General features: G+C 34.3%; 21 protein-coding genes. 10 read left to right on the top strand and 11 right to left on the bottom strand.

Annotated elements, in window-relative coordinates; translation table 11 throughout:
- The first annotated feature begins 105 nt into the window (after window positions 1-105).
- The 5 genes from BR43_RS08710 (at window position 106) to BR43_RS08690 (ending at window position 6,161) form a co-directional block, all read left to right on the top strand.
- A complete protein-coding gene (locus tag BR43_RS08710; RefSeq protein ID WP_034561214.1) occupies window positions 106-1,290 on the top strand; it encodes a thiolase family protein in 1,185 nt (394 codons plus the stop codon).
- 14 nt (window positions 1,291-1,304) lie between these two features.
- On the top strand, window positions 1,305-2,576 hold the full coding sequence (locus tag BR43_RS08705; RefSeq protein ID WP_169741081.1) for a hydroxymethylglutaryl-CoA reductase, degradative: 1,272 nt from the start codon (window positions 1,305-1,307) through the stop codon (window positions 2,574-2,576).
- Between the two features lie 329 nt (window positions 2,577-2,905).
- Window positions 2,906-3,745: a Cof-type HAD-IIB family hydrolase gene (locus tag BR43_RS08700; RefSeq protein WP_034561210.1), complete on the top strand. Its 840-nt coding sequence runs from the start codon at window positions 2,906-2,908 to the stop codon at window positions 3,743-3,745.
- A 274-nt stretch (window positions 3,746-4,019) separates the two neighbouring features.
- Window positions 4,020-5,399: a catalase KatA gene (katA, locus tag BR43_RS08695; protein ID WP_245617899.1), complete on the top strand. Its 1,380-nt coding sequence runs from the start codon at window positions 4,020-4,022 to the stop codon at window positions 5,397-5,399.
- Between the two features lie 144 nt (window positions 5,400-5,543).
- A complete protein-coding gene (locus tag BR43_RS08690; protein WP_051933882.1) occupies window positions 5,544-6,161 on the top strand; it encodes a PepSY domain-containing protein in 618 nt (205 codons plus the stop codon).
- A gap of 307 nt (window positions 6,162-6,468) precedes the next feature.
- Here the strand turns inward: BR43_RS08690 and BR43_RS08685 are convergent, their stop codons facing one another.
- From BR43_RS08685 to BR43_RS08675, 3 genes are all read right to left on the bottom strand, one after another.
- Entirely contained in the window at window positions 6,469-7,734 is a 1,266-nt protein-coding gene (locus BR43_RS08685; RefSeq protein WP_245617841.1) for a sensor histidine kinase, read from the bottom strand.
- A gap of 118 nt (window positions 7,735-7,852) precedes the next feature.
- Window positions 7,853-8,488 carry a response regulator transcription factor gene (locus BR43_RS08680; RefSeq protein ID WP_034561204.1) on the bottom strand — a complete coding sequence of 212 codons (636 nt, stop codon included), beginning with the start codon at window positions 8,486-8,488 and terminating at the stop codon, window positions 7,853-7,855.
- Window positions 8,489-8,563: 75 nt separating this feature from the next.
- Window positions 8,564-9,136: a glycoside hydrolase family 73 protein gene (locus BR43_RS08675; RefSeq protein ID WP_034561202.1), complete on the bottom strand. Its 573-nt coding sequence runs from the start codon at window positions 9,134-9,136 to the stop codon at window positions 8,564-8,566.
- A 249-nt stretch (window positions 9,137-9,385) separates the two neighbouring features.
- Here BR43_RS08675 and BR43_RS08670 point away from each other — a divergent pair, with 249 nt between their 5' ends.
- Window positions 9,386-10,153 carry a tyrosine-protein phosphatase gene (locus tag BR43_RS08670; protein WP_034561200.1) on the top strand — a complete coding sequence of 256 codons (768 nt, stop codon included), beginning with the start codon at window positions 9,386-9,388 and terminating at the stop codon, window positions 10,151-10,153.
- 431 nt (window positions 10,154-10,584) lie between these two features.
- Here BR43_RS08670 and BR43_RS08665 read toward each other — a convergent pair whose 3' ends face one another.
- Window positions 10,585-11,307 (bottom strand): YebC/PmpR family DNA-binding transcriptional regulator, encoded by a 723-nt coding sequence (locus tag BR43_RS08665; protein ID WP_034561198.1) that lies wholly within the window; start codon window positions 11,305-11,307, stop codon window positions 10,585-10,587.
- Window positions 11,308-11,566: 259 nt separating this feature from the next.
- On the opposite strand from BR43_RS08665, the gene BR43_RS08660 reads away from it, so the two are divergent.
- Both BR43_RS08660 and BR43_RS20605 read left to right on the top strand, forming a co-directional pair.
- Window positions 11,567-11,803 carry a (4Fe-4S)-binding protein gene (locus BR43_RS08660; protein WP_034561196.1) on the top strand — a complete coding sequence of 79 codons (237 nt, stop codon included), beginning with the start codon at window positions 11,567-11,569 and terminating at the stop codon, window positions 11,801-11,803.
- 97 nt (window positions 11,804-11,900) lie between these two features.
- Complete coding sequence (locus BR43_RS20605) at window positions 11,901-12,029, top strand: hypothetical protein (RefSeq protein ID WP_281173961.1); 129 nt, start codon at window positions 11,901-11,903, stop codon at window positions 12,027-12,029.
- A gap of 242 nt (window positions 12,030-12,271) precedes the next feature.
- Here the strand turns inward: BR43_RS20605 and BR43_RS08655 are convergent, their stop codons facing one another.
- Window positions 12,272-13,096 carry a Cof-type HAD-IIB family hydrolase gene (locus BR43_RS08655; RefSeq protein WP_034561194.1) on the bottom strand — a complete coding sequence of 275 codons (825 nt, stop codon included), beginning with the start codon at window positions 13,094-13,096 and terminating at the stop codon, window positions 12,272-12,274.
- Between the two features lie 171 nt (window positions 13,097-13,267).
- Here BR43_RS08655 and BR43_RS08650 point away from each other — a divergent pair, with 171 nt between their 5' ends.
- Window positions 13,268-14,584 carry a C40 family peptidase gene (locus tag BR43_RS08650; RefSeq protein ID WP_034561192.1) on the top strand — a complete coding sequence of 439 codons (1,317 nt, stop codon included), beginning with the start codon at window positions 13,268-13,270 and terminating at the stop codon, window positions 14,582-14,584.
- Between the two features lie 50 nt (window positions 14,585-14,634).
- Here BR43_RS08650 and BR43_RS08645 read toward each other — a convergent pair whose 3' ends face one another.
- From BR43_RS08645 to BR43_RS08635, 3 genes are all read right to left on the bottom strand, one after another.
- Window positions 14,635-15,285 (bottom strand): DUF5105 domain-containing protein, encoded by a 651-nt coding sequence (locus tag BR43_RS08645; RefSeq protein ID WP_034561190.1) that lies wholly within the window; start codon window positions 15,283-15,285, stop codon window positions 14,635-14,637.
- 97 nt (window positions 15,286-15,382) lie between these two features.
- Window positions 15,383-15,940, bottom strand: coding sequence for a hypothetical protein (locus BR43_RS08640; RefSeq protein WP_034561187.1), 558 nt, complete (start codon window positions 15,938-15,940; stop codon window positions 15,383-15,385).
- Window positions 15,941-16,430: 490 nt separating this feature from the next.
- Window positions 16,431-16,754 carry an ArsR/SmtB family transcription factor gene (locus tag BR43_RS08635; protein WP_051933881.1) on the bottom strand — a complete coding sequence of 108 codons (324 nt, stop codon included), beginning with the start codon at window positions 16,752-16,754 and terminating at the stop codon, window positions 16,431-16,433.
- A gap of 103 nt (window positions 16,755-16,857) precedes the next feature.
- Here BR43_RS08635 and BR43_RS08630 point away from each other — a divergent pair, with 103 nt between their 5' ends.
- Window positions 16,858-17,499 (top strand): nitroreductase family protein, encoded by a 642-nt coding sequence (locus BR43_RS08630; RefSeq protein WP_034561185.1) that lies wholly within the window; start codon window positions 16,858-16,860, stop codon window positions 17,497-17,499.
- A 74-nt stretch (window positions 17,500-17,573) separates the two neighbouring features.
- Here BR43_RS08630 and BR43_RS08625 read toward each other — a convergent pair whose 3' ends face one another.
- The 3 genes from BR43_RS08625 to BR43_RS08615 all read right to left on the bottom strand — a co-directional run bounded on the left by BR43_RS08625 (window position 17,574) and on the right by BR43_RS08615 (window position 19,888).
- Window positions 17,574-18,119, bottom strand: coding sequence for a biotin transporter BioY (locus BR43_RS08625; RefSeq protein WP_034561183.1), 546 nt, complete (start codon window positions 18,117-18,119; stop codon window positions 17,574-17,576).
- A gap of 413 nt (window positions 18,120-18,532) precedes the next feature.
- Entirely contained in the window at window positions 18,533-19,480 is a 948-nt protein-coding gene (locus BR43_RS19100) for a hypothetical protein (protein ID WP_051933880.1), read from the bottom strand.
- 33 nt (window positions 19,481-19,513) lie between these two features.
- Entirely contained in the window at window positions 19,514-19,888 is a 375-nt protein-coding gene (locus BR43_RS08615; protein ID WP_034561176.1) for a PaaI family thioesterase, read from the bottom strand.
- Window positions 19,889-19,976 lie beyond the last annotated feature (88 nt).

Genomic DNA, 19,976 nt, shown 5'->3' with positions numbered 1-19,976 from the left:
GAGAATGTTTAATCATGAGATTCTTTAATTAATTTTACGCGAATTTTAAGATTTCCCGTGATATAATGCAAGTAGTTTAATGATTACGTTTAAAGGAGACTACTTATGAAAGAAATCGTTATTATAGATGCAGTGCGAACACCTATTGGAAAATTTAAAGGCAGTCTGAAAGAAATATCTGCGATTGAACTAGGGAAAACCGTTGTTAAAGAAGTTTTAAAACGCGGTAAGATTGCGTCAGATCAAGTAGATCAAGTAATTTTCGGGAATGTTTTACAATCAGGATTAGGACAAAATGTTGCTCGCCAAATCTCAATTAACGCTGGTATTCCTTACAGCGCTCCAGCTATGACAGTGAATGAGGTTTGTGGTTCAGGAATGAAGGCAATTATGCTAGGTAGACAGGCGATTCAGCTAGGAGAAGCTGATGTAGTTGTAGTTGGTGGAACTGAAAATATGTCACAAGCTCCATATTTAGTCGAAGCGAGTAAGATGGAACATCCAGAAACGATTGATACAAAAGAATTTCACAGTAGTATGTTAGTAGATGGCTTAACGGATGCATTTGGTAACTACCACATGGGAATTACAGCAGAGAATATCGCAGAACAATTCGAGATTAGTCGCGAAGCTCAAGATGATTTTGCTTTTGATTCACAAATGAAAGCCGCAAAAGCTCAAGCAGAAGGTCGGTTTATTGATGAGATTGTTTCAGTTGAACTCATGGATGGAACTGTATTTAGCCAAGATGAAACGATTCGAGGCAATTCGCCGCGAGAAAAATTAGCAACCTTACGAACTGTCTTTAAAGAGGGAGGTACTGTCACAGCAGGAAATGCTTCGGGAATTAATGATGGTGCATCTGCTTTACTATTAATGTCTAAAGAACATGCAGAAGCTCAAGGAATTCCTTATCTAGCAACAATTAAAGCAAGCTCAGAAGTAGGGATTGATCCAGCTATCATGGGATATGCGCCTTACTATGCTGTTAAAGAAGTTCTTAAAAAAGGGAATTACACGCTAGATGAGATTGATTTGTTTCAATTAAATGAAGCTTTTGCTGCACAATCCATTGCGGTTGCTAGAGATTTAGAAATTCCAGCTGAAAAACTGAATATTTACGGTGGCGCGATTGCTTTAGGCCATCCAATTGGTGCATCTGGATCAAGAATTGTCACAACTTTGCTACAAGAATTAAAACAAACAAAGAAAAAAACTGGTTTAGCGTCATTGTGCGTTGGTGGCGGAATCGGTGTCGCAATGATTATTGAAATGAATACTGGAGTGTGAGTACGTTGGATTCAATGATTTCTAAATTTTATCAAAAAAGTCGTCAAGAGCGAATTAACTTATTAACCGAGAGAGGATTTGTAACAGCGGAAGCTGGCAAATTGTTCATAGAGAACCCGCTTTTAAGTGAGACCATTGCTGACAATATGATTGAGAACCAAATCAGCCAATTCCCATTACCTTTAGGTGTGGCCTTGAATTTTCTAGTAGATGGAAAAGATGTAGTTGTGCCAATGGTAGTTGAGGAACCTTCTGTTATTGCCGCTAGTAGTAATGGAGCGAAACTAGCACGTCCATTAGGTGGTTTTAAAACAGAGATCAAAGAACGTTGCATGATTGGTCAGCTTATTTTTAAAGATTTAGTCGATGTAGAAGAAGCCAAGAGAGTCGTTCAAGAGAAAGAAGCTGAGATTATTGAGATTGCCAATCTTGCTTATCCATCAATTGTAAAACGTGGTGGTGGAGTGCAGCGAGTTGAAACGCGGGTCATTGAAAATGAAACAGGAGAAGCGGAATTTCTAACAATCCATTTAATTATTGATGTACAAGAAGCAATGGGTGCGAATATGATTAACACGATTTTAGAAGCGACGGCAAGTTCGATAAAAGAGTGGATTCATGGTGAGATTCTGATGCAAATTCTTAGTAATTATGGAGATGCGTCATTGGTAACGGCTATGTGTGAAGTTGATCCAAAACAATTGACTACAGCTGATTATGATGGGCAGTGGATTGCGGAACGAATTGTTGAAGCGACTCGCTATGCTCACCTTGATCCTTACCGAGCAGCCACTCACAATAAAGGCATTATGAACGGCATTGATTCGGTTGTTTTAGCATCGGGAAATGATTTTCGAGCGATTGAAGCTGGAGCCCATGCTTACGCTAGTCGAAATGGTCGTTATGAAGCGATGTCCTATTGGTGTATCAATGAAGCAGGAAACCTAGCAGGGGAATTAACTTTGCCAATGCCAGTTGGAATCGTTGGTGGCGCAATTAGCGTCTTACCATTAGCGAAAGTCAATCAACAATTGATGCAGATTCAATATGCAACCGAACTAGCTAGCATCATTGTCTCCGTTGGTTTGGCACAAAATTTTTCAGCCTTAAAAGCTCTGGTATCAGAAGGAATTCAAAAGGGACATATGTCCTTGCAGATTAAGTCATTAGCTATTCATGCAGGAGCCAAGGAATCTGAAATCGACGAAGTAGTTGCAAAATTAAAACAAGAAAAAACGCAAAACTTAGCTACAGCGCAACAAATTTTAGACAAGATACGGAACTAAAATTCTTAAAAGAATCGTGGTGAGAAGTATGTCTTTGTTGTTATTCATTTTCATTCTGATTCTTATTGGCTGTGGGGCATGGGGCTTTACGTCACGTGCCAAATGGTTGAAGGATCAAAATGATAAAAAAAGCTAATCTGTTCTAACTTAAAAGGGAATCTAGTTCATGACGTCTATACGCATAGCTAGGTTCTTTTTGAATTGATTCAGATTAATTTACTGAAGTTAAATAACTTAATTCACGAATCTAAAACTTAACTTGAAGCGCTTTAATTAAAGAGGTAAAATAGAACAAGTGAAAAAATAAACAAACAAGATCAGGAGAATGTATGTATAAAATTGTATTTTTTGATATTGATGGTACGTTGTTAGATAGTAAACGGCAGATTCCGCCTTCTGCTAAAGAAGCAATTGCACAATTAAAAGAACAAGGAATCATTCCTGCGATTGCCACAGGTCGTCCGCCATTTCGGATTAAAGAAATTATAGACGAACTGGGAATAGATACCCATATTTCATTAAATGGTCAATATGTGGTGCATAAAAATGAAGTGATCTATCAAAATTCAATGAAACCAAGTATTGTAAAACATCTAGCTCAAGCTGCTGAAAAAAATCAACAAACCATTGATTTTGCAGGAGCAGAAAAAATTCTTGGGAACTCTTCTATGGCGTTAAGTCCGAATGGCTGGCAGAAAAGACTTACCCAAGGCTTACCTTTTGCGCCACCTCATTTTCTAGTGAATTTATTTGTAAAATATTCGGGAAAATCTAAAAAGAAACACCCGATTTTAAAGGAATATTATGAAGAACGGGTCATTTATCAATGTATGTTACATGCCAGTGAAGAATTCGATCAGTACTATAGTCAGGAATTTCCGTCTTGTAATTTTATGCGTTGGAATCCTCATTCTGTTGATGTTTGTCCAGATAATGGCTCAAAGGCAATCGGCATAGTGAAGCTTTTAGAATTATTGCATATCCCTATTGAGCAGTCTGCTGCTTTTGGAGATGGTTTAAACGATATTGACATGCTAAAAATTGTTGGAACGGGTATTGCGATGGAAAATGGTCGTGATGAATTGAAAGCAGTTGCGAATTTAATTACAGATAAGCCAGAAGATGATGGGATTTTACATGGGTTACAAAAATTAAATATTTTAGAATGACGAAATTAATTTAAAGTTATTTAATTTTATCGTTAGAGGCTCTGTTGTAGTATTAAACATTTCTTATTTTATTTATAAGTTGTTATTTATGTGTTTTTTTAAAGCAGGAAGATTGATTCTAAAAAAATTCCTAGTTATACTTATAAAAGAACTATTCTGATTTGAGAATAGAAATAAAAAAAAGAGGTGATTAGTCGTGACTAAAAATTTAGACAGCCAGAAAGCCAATTTGACAACTGATGCAGGAGCACCAATTGGAGACAATCAAAATTCAATGACTGCCGGTAATCGTGGCCCCGTATTAATCCAAAATGTTGCATTACTAGAAAAGTTAGCTCATTTTAACCGCGAACGTATTCCAGAACGAGTAGTTCATGCTAAAGGTGCAGGAGCACATGGTTATTTTGAAGTAACGAATGATGTAACGAAGTATACAAAAGCTGATTTTTTATCAGAAGTTGGAAAAAAAACAGACGTATTCACTCGATTTTCAACAGTTGCTGGGGAAAGTGGCTCATCAGATACAGCTCGTGATCCTCGTGGATTTGCAGTGAAATTATATACTGAAGAGGGAAATTATGACATTGTTGGAAATAATACACCAATCTTCTTTATTCGTGATGCGATTAAGTTTCCTGATTTTATTCATACTCAAAAACGTGATCCACAAACTCATTTGAAAAATCATAATGCAATCTGGGATTTTTGGTCATTGTCGCCAGAATCTTTACACCAAGTTACAATCTTAATGTCAGATCGTGGTATTCCTGCAACATTCCGCCATATGCATGGCTTTGGTAGTCATACATTTAAATGGACGAATGCTGCTGGAGAAAGTGTTTGGATAAAATATCACTTTAAAACAGAGCAAGGAATTAAGAATTTATCAGCTAAAGTTGCCGAAGAAATGGACGGCAAGAACCCTGATCATCATACAGAAGATTTATTCAATGCTATTGAAAACGGAGATGCGCCAGCTTGGAAATTATGTGTGCAAATTATGCCGTTGAAAGATGCTGAAACGTACCGTTTTAATCCATTTGATGTCACGAAAGTTTGGTCACAAAAAGATTATCCGCTAATTGAAGTGGGGCGTATGGTACTAGATCGTAATCCTGATAATTATTTTGCTGAGGTAGAACAAGTAACTTTTTCACCAGGGAACATTGTACCAGGCATTGATTTTTCACCAGATAAATTATTGCAAGGGCGTTTATTTGCTTATGGTGATGCTCATCGTCATCGTGTGGGGACAAATAGTCATCTATTGCCAATTAATCGTCCGAAGAATGAAGTTGCTAATTATCATCGTGATGGTGCAATGCGAACAGATGCGAATGGTGGTGGTTCAGTTTATTACGAACCAAATAGCTTAGGTGGTCCAACAGAAACACCAGCTAATAAACAAGCAAGTTTTGAAGTTCATGGAATGGCAGATGCGGTTGCTTATGATGATGACGATCATTATACTCAAGCCGGCGATTTGTATCGTCTTTTACCTGAGGATGAGCAAACGCGTTTAATTGAAAATATTGTTGGTCATATGATGCCAGTAAAAGATGACCTCATTAAGGCTCGCCAAATTCATCACTTCCTAAAAGCTGATCCAGAATATGGAGCAAGAGTTGCAGCAGGCTTAGGAATAAAAATTTAAAGCATTCACAGAAGTGGCAAAAGACGCATGCGTTTTTTGTCGCTTTTTTTGATTTATAGGAAATCAGACGTTAGACGGATGAATTAAACCATAATTATTGGTATACTGAATTAAATATGGAGTAGATTTAAAAGGAGAACAAAAATGATGAATAAAAAAATAATAACTGCTTTAGTTTGTTTGGTGTCGCTTAGTTTGTTGGGTGCATGTGGCAATGATAATGATGGGAACCAACGAGTAACTAGTAGTGTTGCTAGCTCAGAATCACTTACAGTCAGTTCACATCCAACATCAACAAGTTTAAAAAACACAGAGTTTAAAATAAGTTTAGATGAAGCAATTGCTGCCTTTACAGATAAACATCCGAATACAGCTATTACTAAAATTGAACTAGGTACAGATTTTGGACAATATAAATATAAAATTAAAGGCATTGATGAAACCAACGAATATGAGTTAAAAGTAGATGCGACAACTAAAGAAATCTCAAAAGAAGAGCAAGAACCGTTAGATAAGGATGAACGTAATGGAGTCGCTAAAAAAGAAGAGGGATTAGATTTGACTAATGTAATTTCCCCTAAAAAAGCTATCGAATCAGCAGGGACAGTTGCGAATAATAAAAAAATAACTGGAAATGTAACTGAATGGACATTAGAAAAAGACAATCAACGTATTGTTTATGGGGTGAAATTTGAAGATGGTCAAAATGATACAGAGTTAAAAATTGATGGAATCAATGGGAAACTAATCGAGGTAGATTAATTAAAAATCGGTAGTTATTAACATTATTAAGTGAAATGTGCATAACTATGTGTATAACTCATCTAAAATAGAGTGTAAATAAAAAGTTATCCACAGTTTTGAGATGTTTAGGTAGGAGTTATACATTATTGAACTAAACAAAGTGTGAATAAATAGCTATTAATAAGTTTAATGGAAGCTAATGGTGAATTGTGCATAACTATGTGTATAACTTGTGAATATCTGTGGGAAAATAAACTAAATAAGTCTGATTATCCACAGCAAAGATTGTTTGATGTGAATAACTAAAAAAGCTTAGAAAAATTTTCTAAGCTTTTTTGAATTCTAGAGAAAATTCAATCTCCTGATTGACTATTTTTGAATCAATATTAAAATCATGCTGTTCCATAATGGTTTTAACAATGGCTAAACCCAAACCTGTTCCAGAAAGATTTTTGTTACGAGATTTTTCATGAACATAAAAGGCTTCCCAAAGCTTATCGGTGGAAAAATCAGCTGTTAATGTCGTTGGATTACGAATCATTAACTTGAGAGTTGTCGCTGTTTCCTGCCATTTAAGTGTAAGTTCAGGTATGGTAGCGTATTTAAGAGCATTTGTTAACAAGTTGTCAAAAACTTGTGCTAGTAAAAGTTTATCCCCAATAATTGTGGAATGTTTTAGCTCTGCTTCGCCCTGAATGATTAAATGGCTATTTTGTTCTTTGAATACAGGTTGCAATAAGTTTATTCGCTGGTGCAGTAACTCAATGATTGAAAAGGATTCTAAGTGTAAATCTTGTTGTTCTAATTTAGCGTAATCCAACATTTTAGTTGTAATAGTCGTTAATAAATCAGCTTGGGTTAAGATGGTTTCTAAATAAGTACCATCATCTAATTCATCTTTGATGCCATTTCCATATGCTTTAATAATAGCGATAGGTGTTTTTAATTCATGAGTTAAATCAGCGGTAAATTGTTTTAATTGTTGATTTTTAGTTAGTAGACTAGTCTGATAATGTTCTAAATCATGACTCATTTTATTAATACTTAAAGCTAATTCACCGATTTCATTTGGTGGGAGTTGTGTAGCTTGAACAAAGGTAAATTGAGCAATTTTTTCAGCAACTTCTTTTAACTCAGTTAAGGGTTGTGTGATTTTTTTAGTTGAAAAATAAACTAGAATTAGTACAATAATTAGAATAAAGCCTAATGAGATAAAAGTAAATGTGTTGATAATTGTTGCTGTTTCAGAAAAATCCACCATTGAAATTCCAACTAGATAGAGATGTTGATCAACTAATTGAAGATTAACTAAAAAGCTAGATTTTTGTTTACCCTGATTGTAACGTTTTTGAATTGATGTTGGTTGTTGTGCTAATTGTTTTAAGGTTTCTTCTGTAATCCAAAAGCGGTTAAGGGCAATTCCTTTTCGAGTTAAGGCTGTCCGAATCGTTTCATTTAAGTCATCAATCGAGATGTTTTGCATATCCAGTTTCAAAATAGTTACTTGATACTCTTCTTCTAGTTGTTCTGCTTGTTCTGTTATGGAACCAGTTTTTAATTTTTGACTCACAGTATCAATTTTATTCTCCATTTTGTAAAGATAATAACGTGGCAAAAATACAGTGTTGATTAGCACCACGAATAAAAAACTCAAAAATATAATGATAGATAGAGTCAAAGTGAGTTTTGTGCTGATTCTAGATTTGAATTTAGTCAATAAGATAGCCAACTCCTCGCTTCGTACTTATTTTTTCTTCACCAATTTTTTCTCGTAATCGACGGATATGAGTATCTACAGTTCGAGGAACTCCATCATAATCCATGCCCCAGACGCCAACTAATAACTGTTCACGAGTTAAGATATGCCCCCGATTTTTATACAGAAGCATAAACAATTCAAATTCTTTTTTTGTTAATTCCAGAGCATGCTCATTTCGCCAAACTTTCATAGTTAACGGATCCATTAGTAAGTCTTGAAATTGAATAGAATCGCTAATTCCCAGTAATTTTTTAATACGAAGCAGTAAGACTTGAGGGTGAAAAGGTTTTGTGATAAATTCATCTGCACCACTAGTCAATGAGGTGACTTCATCCTCTCCTTCACTTTTGGCAGTCAGCATTAAAACCTTGATAGGGCTAACTTTTTTCATTTCTTTTGTAACTTGGATTCCATCTAGCTTCGGCATCATCCAGTCTAAGATGGCTAAATCTAATTGTTCTTGGTAGAAAATATCTAGTGCTTCTTCTCCATCAATAGCACTAAAAACAGTAAATCCAGCTTTTTTCAAATAGGCTGTGAGAATTTGCACCATTTCTGGGCTGTCATCGGCGATGAGAATATTCATAATAAAATGTACTCCTTTATGCTCTAATTACCAAAAGTATACCTTTTTTTAATCAAGTTTGATAATAAAATGATATTAAAGATCAAAACGATTCAATTCAAATTGTTCAATTAACTCAATTAATTTTTCAGCATAAGCTGGATCTGTCGCATAGCCACCTTTTTGCAAGGCATACGCAGCTTCTCTATAATCTTGACTTGCTTTAACAGGAGCATAGCTGGCACCCTCTAAAAATACCATGTGATCTGACAAGGAATCCTCAATAGTAGGATATTTTTTAAAGGCTGCATGAATTGTAATTCGTTGCCCGTTTTCATACTCGTCAGTTGGTAAAATACTTGCTTCGGCTCCATCAGTTTCTTTGATTCCAAATAAATTATTGGATTCAGTCGCCAACTCACTATTGCCCCAATCGGATTCTAGAATGGCTTGAGCGATAGTAATACTAGCAAATAAATGATTTTTAGCTTGTAATTTTTTTGCTTCAGTCGCAATTTGCTTAATAAATTTTTGCTGTTGTTGCAGAATTTTCGCATCTTCTAGTTGATAGAAATAAAGATTCTGCTCTGTTTTATTGAGTTTTACAGTTCCAAGAGTGATTAAACTAATAAGTAGTATACCCCATAATAATTTTTTTAATCTGTTCATAGAAATCATCCTTTTCAGTAAAGTTTTAATGAATTAAGCAAAGACTGTGTTACTAGAATCTTTGCTTAATCATTGAATATTCAGCTTGTAGCTTAAGTATAAAAAAGGAATGTTACAGTAATATGGCGAATTGGAACTCTGATGGATTTTTAGTTTATCGAAATGAAGTTGAATTTAAACAAGAGGTTCGCTATACTGAACTGGAAGATAAGGTACATAAATCTAAGTAATCAATTAGGAGGATTTTTTATGACTGAGTTAAAAACATTAGTAAATTTTCGTGATCTAGGTGGTTATCAAACAAGTGATGGACGCAAAGTTCAGGGGAAGCGCTTATTGCGTTCAGGTGAAGTAGTAGGATTGAGTTCGCAAGATAGTCGTATTTTGACGGAAAATTATCAATTACAAGGAATTATTGATTTACGTGGCTTGGATGAAATTTCTGAAAAGCCAGATGATAGTTTAGAAAATGTCAATTATACAAATATCGATATTTTAAAGAAAAATAAGATGAATACAGCTAGTGAAGATGGTATGATGGCAAATCTCGATCCAGAAGCTTCAGATAATAGAATGAAAGACTTATATCGTACATTAATTACCAATGATTATGCAATTAAGGGGTATCAAGAGTTTGTTCGTCTAGCACTTGAAAATACGGAAGGATCTTTACTTTTTCACTGTTTTGCTGGAAAAGATCGAACCGGTGTTGGAGCGGCTATTTTACTAGGAATGTTAGGTGTAAATCGCAAGGATATTATGGATGATTATTTGAAAACAAATGTACAACGTGTGATTGCAAATCAACTGATTTTAGCAGATGCAAAAGAAAAAGGCTTAAATGCTGACCAGTTGCAAGGATTGAATAATTTAATGAGTGTGAAATCAGAGTACTTAGAGACAGCTTGGCAAACTATTGAGAAAGAGTACGGCTCCTTTGATTCATATCTAACGACGGGATTAGCAGTTTCTAAAGGAGATAAAAAAGAATTACAATTTAACTATTTAAGGGAATAATTAATGGAAAGCAAACTTATTGTGAGTTTGCTTTTTTTTGAGGAAAAATTAGGTAAATAAAAAAATGTAAGCCTTAATTTATTTAAAGTTAGAATGGTGTTTATGAAAATAGGGTGAAATAATTAATGTTTTAGGCGTAAAAAAACAGTTTTATGAATTTTTATAAGAAAAATTGATTGGATAATCGGGTAAATGCTGTATAATTTATTTTTTTTCAGCATATTAGGAATTTGTAAATAATTAAAAAAGGTAAAAATAGTATATAATAACAGTAGTTAATTGTAAAGGAGGGAATTATATATGTGGTTAATTAATATTATTCAATCATGGTTAGATACTGTTCAAGGTTTCATTAACAAATGGAAATAATTCTTGACGCAGTAAAAAGAGTGGTACCTGAAAATTAATTTTCAGGTACCACTCTTTTTCTTTTATTCGTTGTCTAAATCAACATTATGATAAACTTTTTGAACATCGTCTTCATCTTCAAGAGCGTCGATTAACTTTTCAAAATTAGCTAAGTCGTCACCTTCAAGTGTAACTTCATTTTGCGGAATCATTTCAATTTCAGCAACGGTAAACTCTTCAATACCACTGGCTTTAAGTGCTTCTTGCACAGCATTAAAATCATTAGGCTCCGCATAGATAATGGATTGCCCGTCTTCTTCTAAAATATCACGAACATCAAGATCAGCTTCCATTAAAAGTTCTAGAAGTTCTTCGGCATCTTTGCCCTCAACACCAAAAATTGCAGTGTTATCAAACATATAAGCAACCGCTCCACTAACACCCATATTTCCACCATTTTTCCCATAAGCAGCACGGACATTAGAAGCAGTACGATTCACATTATTTGTTAAAGCATCTACAATAATCATTGAGCCGTTTGGTCCAAATCCTTCATAGCGCAATTCAGAATAATTTTCATCATCGCCACCTTTAGCTTTTTCAATAGCTCGATCAATAATATGTTTAGGAACATTATAAGTTTTAGCTCGCTCAATAACAAAGCGAAGTTTTTGGTTAGTTTGTGGATCTGGATCCCCTTGTTTTGCAGCTACATAAATTTCAATCCCGAATTTTGCATAAACTCGACTATTTGTTGCATCTTTTGATGCTTTTTTGTCTTTAATATTTGCCCATTTACGACCCATATTTTCACTCACTCTCTTAATTGAATTTTAGTCATCTGTATTATTATACTGGTTCCACTTGAATTTGTTAAGAATTTTTTTAAATGTAGTTAAATCTCTTGATAGAAAATACTTTTTTGCGAGAAAGAAAGTTTTATTATCAAAAGAAGAGCTTTTTGTTTTTTTGAAAACGCTTAAAATTATATTAGATTTAACAGCGTAATATTGTTGTTTTAGAAGGATAGGTTTATACTTATGAATATACAAGGAGGTTTTTTAAATGGATAGCCAACTATTAAAAGAACAAGGATATCGACAATATCGTGGAAAAGACATTGATGTTTATTTCAATACTCATGTGTGTGCACATGCTGGAAATTGCGTAAGAGGAAATAGTGAAATTTTTAATTTAGAGCGTAAACCATGGATTCAACCTGACAATGGAAGCTTAGATGAAGTGAAACGAATCATTCGCACTTGTCCTAGTGGTGCGTTAAAATATATTGAAAAAGCGTAATCATAATCATGTATAATGTTTTTTTGTTGTGTAGCCACATGTAAAGTAGCTTGTTATTTCAGTGCAGTAGGATAAAAATAAAACTGGGATGAATCCTGTGAATAAGAAAATTTTGTATTTAGAAGAGAAGTATCAAGAGAACGATTTCCCTGTTTTTTTGGTAGACAAAGTAAAATTAGCGATTGAGGAAGTTGCTATTTTTTTTGGAGAATGGACAATCAGATGAACAGGAAATTCAAGTTAAGCTGGATCAGATGACAGAAACAATTAATGAGTTGGAAGATTAATTGTTTGAACATGATAGCGAAATTGAAACGACTGCTAGAGATTCGATTGGTAAAAATGTTCATTAGTGTAGGATGAGGACGATTCTTTTATGGTATCTACGTTAGCGAATCAAAACAGCATTATCATTCATGAATGATAATGCTGTTTTGATTTATTGTTATTTTAATGGAGTTTTATTGCCTATAATTCAGTTAAAATAAATTTCTCAATTACTGCAGCAACAGCATCTTCTTGAAAATTCTCAGGAGCAATATAATTAGCTTCAGCCTTAATATCTGGCGTTCCATTCTGTACGCTAATCCCTAATTGAGCAGCTCGAATCATTGTTAAATCGTTTGTATTATCCCCAATTGACATAGTCTGACTATGGGGAATCTCTAGTAAATCAGCTAAATGCAGTAAGGCTGAGCCTTTATTAACTCCTTGTTGGTTAAATTCAATATACCGATTTGAAGAATAGCTAATATCAAATTGATCTTCAACAAGGGGGAGAATATCTTGATGGATTTTTTCTAAATACTGTTTATTACTATTTTGAAATAGAATTTTTACTAAGGGGATGTCTTTTAAAAAGTCAATCGACGGCTGAATTAATTCGATACAATTATTAATTCGCCCTTTTAAATAAGCCTTTTCTTCAGGATGGAAGTTATAAATATAGACATCATTTTCCGTGTAGATATGCATACAAACATCGTATTTTAAGCCAAATTCAAATAATGCTTTTCCTTGTTGAAAGGTAATTCCATTAAAAGTCAGTACACGATTATTTTTATTTTCAGTAATAACGCCACCGTTAAACGAAATCACGTATTCATCTAATAAATCATGTAAGCCTAACTCTAGTAGTGTATCTTGAACCGTTCGGTAACCTCGTCCTGTTGCAATAGCAAATTTTACTCCTTGAGACTGGGCTTTCCGAATAGCCTCACGATTCTTCAAGGAAACGTGTTTATCTTCACCGATTAATGTTTCATCTAAATCACAGGCAATTAATTTATACATGTTTGAACTCCTCCTTTAGTATCGCTTGAGATTTTATAATAAGCTGTGTAATGGATACCATGTCAAGGATTATTTTAGAAGCAAAAAAAAATTACATATGGTATAATTAGATTTGTCTAATGAAATTGTTGTACATAGTAAAAAGATAAACTTGAAATAGGAGGAGAAACTATGCAGAAAAAAATCACCAAAGTAGTATTAATCGGAGTTGTATCGACTTCGTTACTTAATTTTCCAATAAGTGTTTTTGCGGATGATTATGATAGCAAAATTTCCAATCAAGAATCTAAAATTAATCAAGTTGCGAATCAAGAACAAATGGCCGCTTCGGATTTGAAAAGTTTACAAATAGAAATGAAAGCGATTGAGGATAAGTCAGTTGAACTAGCAACGACACAAAAAGAATTAACTGAAAAGAAAACGACATTGGTTCAAAATATTGATGAGTTGTCCGAAAGAATTCAGCAACGAGAAGGCGAAATTAACAAGCAAGCTCGAGCAGCACAAGTACATGGTGATCCTGCTAATTATCTGCGTGTAATTATTGAAGCTACATCGGTATCCGAAGTTCTAGGACGAATTAATGCAGTTTGGACATTAATTTCTGCGAATTCAACAGTTTTAAAAGTTCAAGAGCAAGATAAAAAGTTATTAGTGGCACATCAAACAGAAATTGATACCACGATGAAAAATCTTGATGCTACAATTTTGGCTTCAGAAACGAAAAAAAGTCAGTTAGAATCAAAGCAACTGCAGCAAACCGTTTTACAAAGCGAATTGGCAGTACAACGGGCAACTGAAGAATCACAAAAAAATAAATTTATGAATGAAAAAGAAATAGCACAACAAAAACAAGCGGAAAATCAGCGTTTAGCCCAAGAAATTGCTGAAAGAAAGGCTAGTGAAGAGGCCGCTGCCAAGGCAGTAGATATAAAAGAGCCGGCGTTAGCGGCAGTGCCTGTTTCCGCCAATACACATGTAGATCCAGAGCCAGCTCAAGTTGAAGAACCTGTTGCACCACCATCAGCAACTAATCCAGTAGAACCGACGCCACCAGCTCCTAGCCCAACACCGCCACCAGCGGTTAGTTTTAGTGTAGCTGCACTTTTAAGTGAAGCTCAAAAATGGAAAGGAACTCCTTATTCATGGGGTGGCGGTAACGTGAATGGACCAAGCCTTGGGTTTGGCGAAGGTGCAGGTATCGTTGGATTTGACTGTTCCAGCTTTGTTCAATATGTCTATGCACGAGTTGGAGTTTCTCTTTCACGGGTAACATATCAACAGGAATATCAGGGAACGTATTTAAATTTAAATCAAATTCAGCCAGGTGATTTAATTTTCTGGGGATCGCGTGGGTTAACGCATCACGTTGGGATTTATATGGGAAATAATCAATATATTCATGCACCAGAAACTGGGGACGTTGTAAAAGTATCAAACCTTTCACCGTATTATGGACCAAGTTTTGGCGTTCGTGTAAGAGGATAAATAAAAATTAGCTCAAACAATTGATTGTTCAATTGTCTGAGCTAGTTTTTTTATAGTCCAAATGCAGTATTTAAATCATCTAAAAAATTTTTTTCATCTTTTATTTGCCAAGTGTTTTTATTTTTAGGGTTTTCTTCAAGTAGCATATTTAATTGAACGCTCTCTTTTTTAGGAGTACTCTCTTTTACAGATTCAAAAAGTAAATCCAACTGTAAGGTTTGGCTGACTTTTTTGATAGCGGATTCATCCATGCTAGCAGTTATTAAATCAGGATTTTCATCTAATTTTTTAGAAATGGCTGTATCCATCCAAGTATCCTCAGGTTCGTTTAAACCAATGATAGATAATTCAATGATTGGATTTTTTTTATCATCATTAATTAATTTTGCTTTATAGCTAGTATTATTATGGATACTGACTTGATATTTCTGATAAAGCTCATTTAATTTATCATTAGAGGTATCATCTAAATCCAATAATTTTTTAAAATTGGCAACAAAGTTTTTTTCTGACTGAGTTTCTAGGGATGTTGGTTCAAGATCAAAGGTTTCTTTCATTTTGTCAGAATCTTTCTGGTACATATACGAATTAATATAGGTTTCTGCAGCTTCAACAGGTTCTACTTTTTTTGAGTTAGACTGACAACCAACTAAAATTAAAAGAGTTAAAGAAACCATTCCTGTTAGTAATTTTTTTTTCAATTAAACCGCTCCGTTCATTCATTATATATTAAGATTCCAAACTAAATAAGATGCATTTAGCTTGGAATCAGATGTCTATTTATTTAATTATGTTAGATTAACGATTTTTATAGTAATCTTTCTTTTCACTCACGATAGATTGACGTTGTTCAGGTGTTAAGTTAGGATCACTAAGTCTGTTACCGAAGTCTTGACCTTTATTTTTATATTCTTGCCAATTTTGTGAGGCACCAGAATTAACTTCTGGTGTTGCTTCAGGACTAGCAGCTGTTTCTGTATTTGGTGTTTCAACAGGAGTAGGAGCAGGAGCCTCTGGGACTGGTTGTTGTTGAGCTGATACTTCTGCTGCAACATTTGCATCTTCTTGGGCTTTTTGTTCGGCTTTAGCAGTTTCAGCAGCTAAAGCTGTAGCTTCTTGAGCTTTTTTTTCAGCTTCTGCAAGAGCAGCTTTTTTTATCTCAAATTTTTCAGTAACTTTAGCTTGAACATGTGTATCTACTTTTGCTAATATTTTTTCTAAACGCTGATTTAAACGTTCCTGTTTAACCGCAAAGTTTGCAGAAGTTGATGCCGCTGTAACCTTTTGTGGTTGGACTAAAAATAAAGTTGCTCCTAGGCTAATAATAGCAGCTGATAGAATTAATTGTTTTTTCATAGTAAATCTCCTTTTTATTGATAAATTAATATGTCAATTCCATCATAGCATCAAATTAAATATTGTCAATAGAATAGTACTGTTTTATGAATAATAGTGGTGGATAAAAAATATACACTCCATTTATTAGCTAGATAATTGAAATACATCATGAAAAATTAGTCAATTATTTGTTTTCCTTTTGGATGTAATACCTTCTGATAGTGCAGTTATGTCTTCCCTTGATTCCCCTTTTTTTATAGTAGACTGCTTTGAATTCAACTAATCTTAATAAAGTTAATGCGTTCTATAAGTGGCAATATCATGTTCATTTTAACGGATGACTATTTTTTCTTTCATTTAGGAAATATGGAGAATTTACGTAAAAAAATTGAAGTGATTTTGAATCTATGTAAATTCAAGAAAGAATCAAGGTAAAATTAATGAGTTTGAATGCTAAAGTGACTTAGTAAAAAAGCATTTCCATTGTCAGGAAATGCTTTTTCTTCATTTAAACGTAAGGTTGATTTTCTTGAGTTACTAATTTTAATGTAAGCAAATCTAAAATACCTGGATATTGTTGATTGATTTCTTCCCTATCTAAATAATAAATATGGGTGACGCCTTCTTTTTTTACTTTTATAAGTCCTACATCTTTTAAAATTTTAATATGGTGAGATAACGTAGATTTAGAAATTGCGTAACAATCGGTTTTAATTCTCCTTTCTTTAACTTCTAATAAGCAGGCTACAATATCTAACCGAATAGGATCGCTCAAAGCTTGGAAAAAATTTGCTAACTTGTTACAGGTTTCAGGTGAATTTGAATTTTTCATGCCCTTACTATAACACAAATAAATAACTTTACAATAATTAAAGATAATGCTATAGTGTGTTTGTTCGAAAAAAATCGAACTAAATAATTGGAGGCTAACGAAAATGACAACTACAAGCTATAAAAATAATAATTTTGAAGATATACTTAAAGGGCGCCGTTCTCTACGTAACTACGACCCTACAGTGAAGATTAGTAAAGAAGAAATGACTGAAATTTTAGCCGATTCTGTCACAGCACCTTCTTCAGTGAACATGCAACCATGGCGTTTTGTTGTTGTAGAATCTGAGGAATCTAAAGCAACGTTAAAACCTTTAATTCGTTTTAACACACTGCAAAATGACTCATCATCAGCAATGATTTTAATATTTGGTGACATGAACAGTTTTGATTATTCAGAGGCTATTTATGGAACGGCTGTTGAAAAAGGATTAATGCCTGCGGAGATTAAAGAACAACAATTAGCTGCATTAACGCCTTACTACGACGGGATGTCAAAAACACAAAAACAAGAAGTTGCTTTGATTGATGGTAGTTTAGCAGCAATGCAATTGATGTTAGTTGCACGTGCATATGGCTATGATACGAATCCAATCGGTGGGTTTGAAAAAGATAAATTAGCAGAAGCTTTTGACTTAGATCCAGAACGCTATATTCCAGTTATGATTGTATCCATTGGAAAAGCCGTAGATGCTGGTTATGAATCTGTGCGTTTGCCTATCTCAGAAATTACAACATGGAAATAAAACTTAAGTAAAATTATACCCTTAAACCAAGAGTTAGACTCATTGGCTTAAGGGTTATTTTTTGATATTCGCAGTTATTCTGGTAAATAGTGAGCATGAACCAAACGTTTACGTACCGCAATTCCACAAATAGCAGCCAGGATTCCTTTGATAATTCCAGGAAGGATGAAGGGGATAAAACCACCATTAAAAGCAGCAGTCCATTCCATACCAGCTCCATATTTTAACCAAATACTACCAAATAATAACGTAACAAGGGCCCCAATTAAATTAGCAAAAACTGCCCATGAAAGGGTAAATGATGTTTTTTCTAATAACCAACCTGTAATGAAAGCATTAAAAATAAAGCCAATTAAGAATCCACCAGTAGGTCCTAATAAGGCGCCTAGTCCTGAAGAAAATCCAGCAAAGACAGGAATTCCAATTAAGCCTAAGAGTAAGTAAATACATACAGAAATCATAGCGTTCCATCCGCCTAAGATAGTAGCAATCATTCCAACTGCAAATGTTTGCCCAGTTAAGGGAATTGGACCAAACGGAATGGTGATTTGAGCAATAATAGCTAGCATGATAGCAAATTCAGCATTAAGGATCAATTGTTTTAATTTTTCGTTGCGCATAATAGGTGTGTTCTCCTTTTTTAGTTAACCTTATTTTAAAATAAGGTTAACAGTAAATCGAGAGAAATGCAAATAAAAAAATGGAATTTTGATCATGAAACACTAAAAATCAATTTTTTTATTTATAAAATTAAGTAAAGAAGATGTCAATCACTGACTGGTTGCTAGTATGTAAACAGATAGGTTCTAGTAAGAATTACCCGGATAATTCATAGGGGAAGGAGGACAATCGCATATTTTCCTAAATCATTCAGCTATCTACGGATCGTTTGATACATGTATACTATTTTTTACTACTTATATACAGTTGATAGTAGTTGTGTCTGTCTGAATAATAAAGTAAGACTATGCAACCCTTCTAATTTTAGGAGGGTTGCATAGTCTTCAATTTTTTTAATTAGCTATTTTTTTATTTAATTAGGATACTGTCCTAAAATACGTTTAAATTCCTCTTGGGCAGCAGTGTCTTTTGATACAATAAAGTCTTTCAGTTCCTCAGGTTTATAAAGAGCAGTTAGATCTCCAGTGTTATCTGCAACATAGAAATAATCTGAAAATGCTCCAGTACTGTTGGCTTCGTAAACAACACCGTTATCACCTAAAAGGTATTTTACAATAGGCTGGTCACTATCAGCAATCACGTTAAATCCAGTGGCAGTAGAGGAAATCAATTTTTTTTGATCATTTATCTCGTCACTTTTCCCTCGTTCATCAGCTAAGGAATAGTAAAAGACGACGCCTCCTAAAGAATGAATGGAGAAATAATCATATCCTGGTTTTCCTTCTTTCACTTGTTGTTGGACTTGAACTAAGCCATCGGGAGTTCGTGCATACCAATCTCCAATACCACTAGCACCATGATTGAAATAAGCTGAGTTTACTGCCATCCCGGCAATTTTTGCACGTTCTCCAGCCCAATTAAGAAATTGTTCATTGATTTCTTGTTTTTCTAGTTCTGAATAAACTTTTGGTGGATTTTCTGTATAAGTAGAATTGCTTTCAGATGTTGATGGGTCATTTGTTATTTGGGAATTGGTATCTTGTCTTGCATAAGTAGTCCTTGAACTTGTATCCGCACTAGTATCAGATTCCCTAGTTGAATAAGCTAGCTCTTGAATATCGTCAGAATTATTTGGTTTATTCATAGCATTATCAAAAGCAGGATACAGCACGAAAATAAAAAGTAATGCGACAGCGAATAGTGCGAAAGAGAAAATGAAAGCCTTGATTGTAGCTCGTTGCCTTTCCGCTTTTACCTGTAAATATTGATCACGCCAAGCAGGATCATTTTGCCGCTTTTCTAAAAATTCAAATGTATGATACTTTTGATAATTGGCTCGGGTTTCTTTTTTCTTATCCATGAAAATAGCTCCTTTTTACTAAATAATTAGTGATTATTTTGTTAGTTTTTGAACAAATAATGTGCAACGCCCTACGCTAATCAACTGATCTTTTTGATTGTTGATTTTAATTTCCCAAACATGGGTTTGTTTGCCGATGTGAAGAGGAGTTGCGTAAGTTTGAAGAATACCAGATGTGACACCGCGTAAATGATTGAGATTTAACTCTAGACCAACAGCAACTTGTTTAGTTGTATCTAGATTTGCATTTGCTCCTAGACTAGCAGCGGTTTCAGCTAAGACGGCTGAGATTCCTCCATGCATAACGCCATAAGGTTGTTTGTGTTGTTCCTGAATATCTAGTTCTAGACAGACCTCTTCTTTAGTGATAGAAACCGTTTTAATTCCTAAAAACTCCATTAAATCCATGAAATTGCCTCCTTCATTTACTTATCTCTCTTTAAATTTACCACAAATTAGGGGAAATGGGGTCAGAAAGCAAGTATTTTCTGTTAAA

Source organism: Carnobacterium gallinarum DSM 4847, from assembly GCF_000744375.1.
In the GTDB taxonomy this organism is placed as follows: Bacteria; Bacillota; Bacilli; order Lactobacillales; family Carnobacteriaceae; genus Carnobacterium; species Carnobacterium gallinarum.
Note: the sequence above shows the minus strand (reverse complement) of the source record. Positions and strands in the feature narration are given on the sequence as shown.

Coding starts and splice junctions, on each gene's coding strand:
- BR43_RS08690 (WP_051933882.1), top strand. CDS start 5,544: ATGATGAATAAAAAAATAATAACTGCTTTAGTTTGTTTGGTGTCGCTT.
- BR43_RS08665 (WP_034561198.1), bottom strand. CDS start 11,307: ATGGGTCGTAAATGGGCAAATATTAAAGACAAAAAAGCATCAAAAGAT.
- BR43_RS08635 (WP_051933881.1), bottom strand. CDS start 16,754: ATGAAAAATTCAAATTCACCTGAAACCTGTAACAAGTTAGCAAATTTT.
- BR43_RS08630 (WP_034561185.1), top strand. CDS start 16,858: ATGACAACTACAAGCTATAAAAATAATAATTTTGAAGATATACTTAAA.
- BR43_RS08710 (WP_034561214.1), top strand. CDS start 106: ATGAAAGAAATCGTTATTATAGATGCAGTGCGAACACCTATTGGAAAA.
- BR43_RS08650 (WP_034561192.1), top strand. CDS start 13,268: ATGCAGAAAAAAATCACCAAAGTAGTATTAATCGGAGTTGTATCGACT.
- BR43_RS08640 (WP_034561187.1), bottom strand. CDS start 15,940: ATGAAAAAACAATTAATTCTATCAGCTGCTATTATTAGCCTAGGAGCA.
- BR43_RS19100 (WP_051933880.1), bottom strand. CDS start 19,480: ATGGATAAGAAAAAAGAAACCCGAGCCAATTATCAAAAGTATCATACA.
- BR43_RS08670 (WP_034561200.1), top strand. CDS start 9,386: ATGACTGAGTTAAAAACATTAGTAAATTTTCGTGATCTAGGTGGTTAT.
- BR43_RS08685 (WP_245617841.1), bottom strand. CDS start 7,734: ATGGAGAATAAAATTGATACTGTGAGTCAAAAATTAAAAACTGGTTCC.
- BR43_RS08660 (WP_034561196.1), top strand. CDS start 11,567: ATGGATAGCCAACTATTAAAAGAACAAGGATATCGACAATATCGTGGA.
- BR43_RS08615 (WP_034561176.1), bottom strand. CDS start 19,888: ATGGATTTAATGGAGTTTTTAGGAATTAAAACGGTTTCTATCACTAAA.
- BR43_RS08680 (WP_034561204.1), bottom strand. CDS start 8,488: ATGAATATTCTCATCGCCGATGACAGCCCAGAAATGGTGCAAATTCTC.
- BR43_RS08705 (WP_169741081.1), top strand. CDS start 1,305: ATGATTTCTAAATTTTATCAAAAAAGTCGTCAAGAGCGAATTAACTTA.
- BR43_RS08675 (WP_034561202.1), bottom strand. CDS start 9,136: ATGAACAGATTAAAAAAATTATTATGGGGTATACTACTTATTAGTTTA.
- katA (WP_245617899.1), top strand. CDS start 4,020: ATGACTGCCGGTAATCGTGGCCCCGTATTAATCCAAAATGTTGCATTA.
- BR43_RS08700 (WP_034561210.1), top strand. CDS start 2,906: ATGTATAAAATTGTATTTTTTGATATTGATGGTACGTTGTTAGATAGT.
- BR43_RS08625 (WP_034561183.1), bottom strand. CDS start 18,119: ATGCGCAACGAAAAATTAAAACAATTGATCCTTAATGCTGAATTTGCT.
- BR43_RS08655 (WP_034561194.1), bottom strand. CDS start 13,096: ATGTATAAATTAATTGCCTGTGATTTAGATGAAACATTAATCGGTGAA.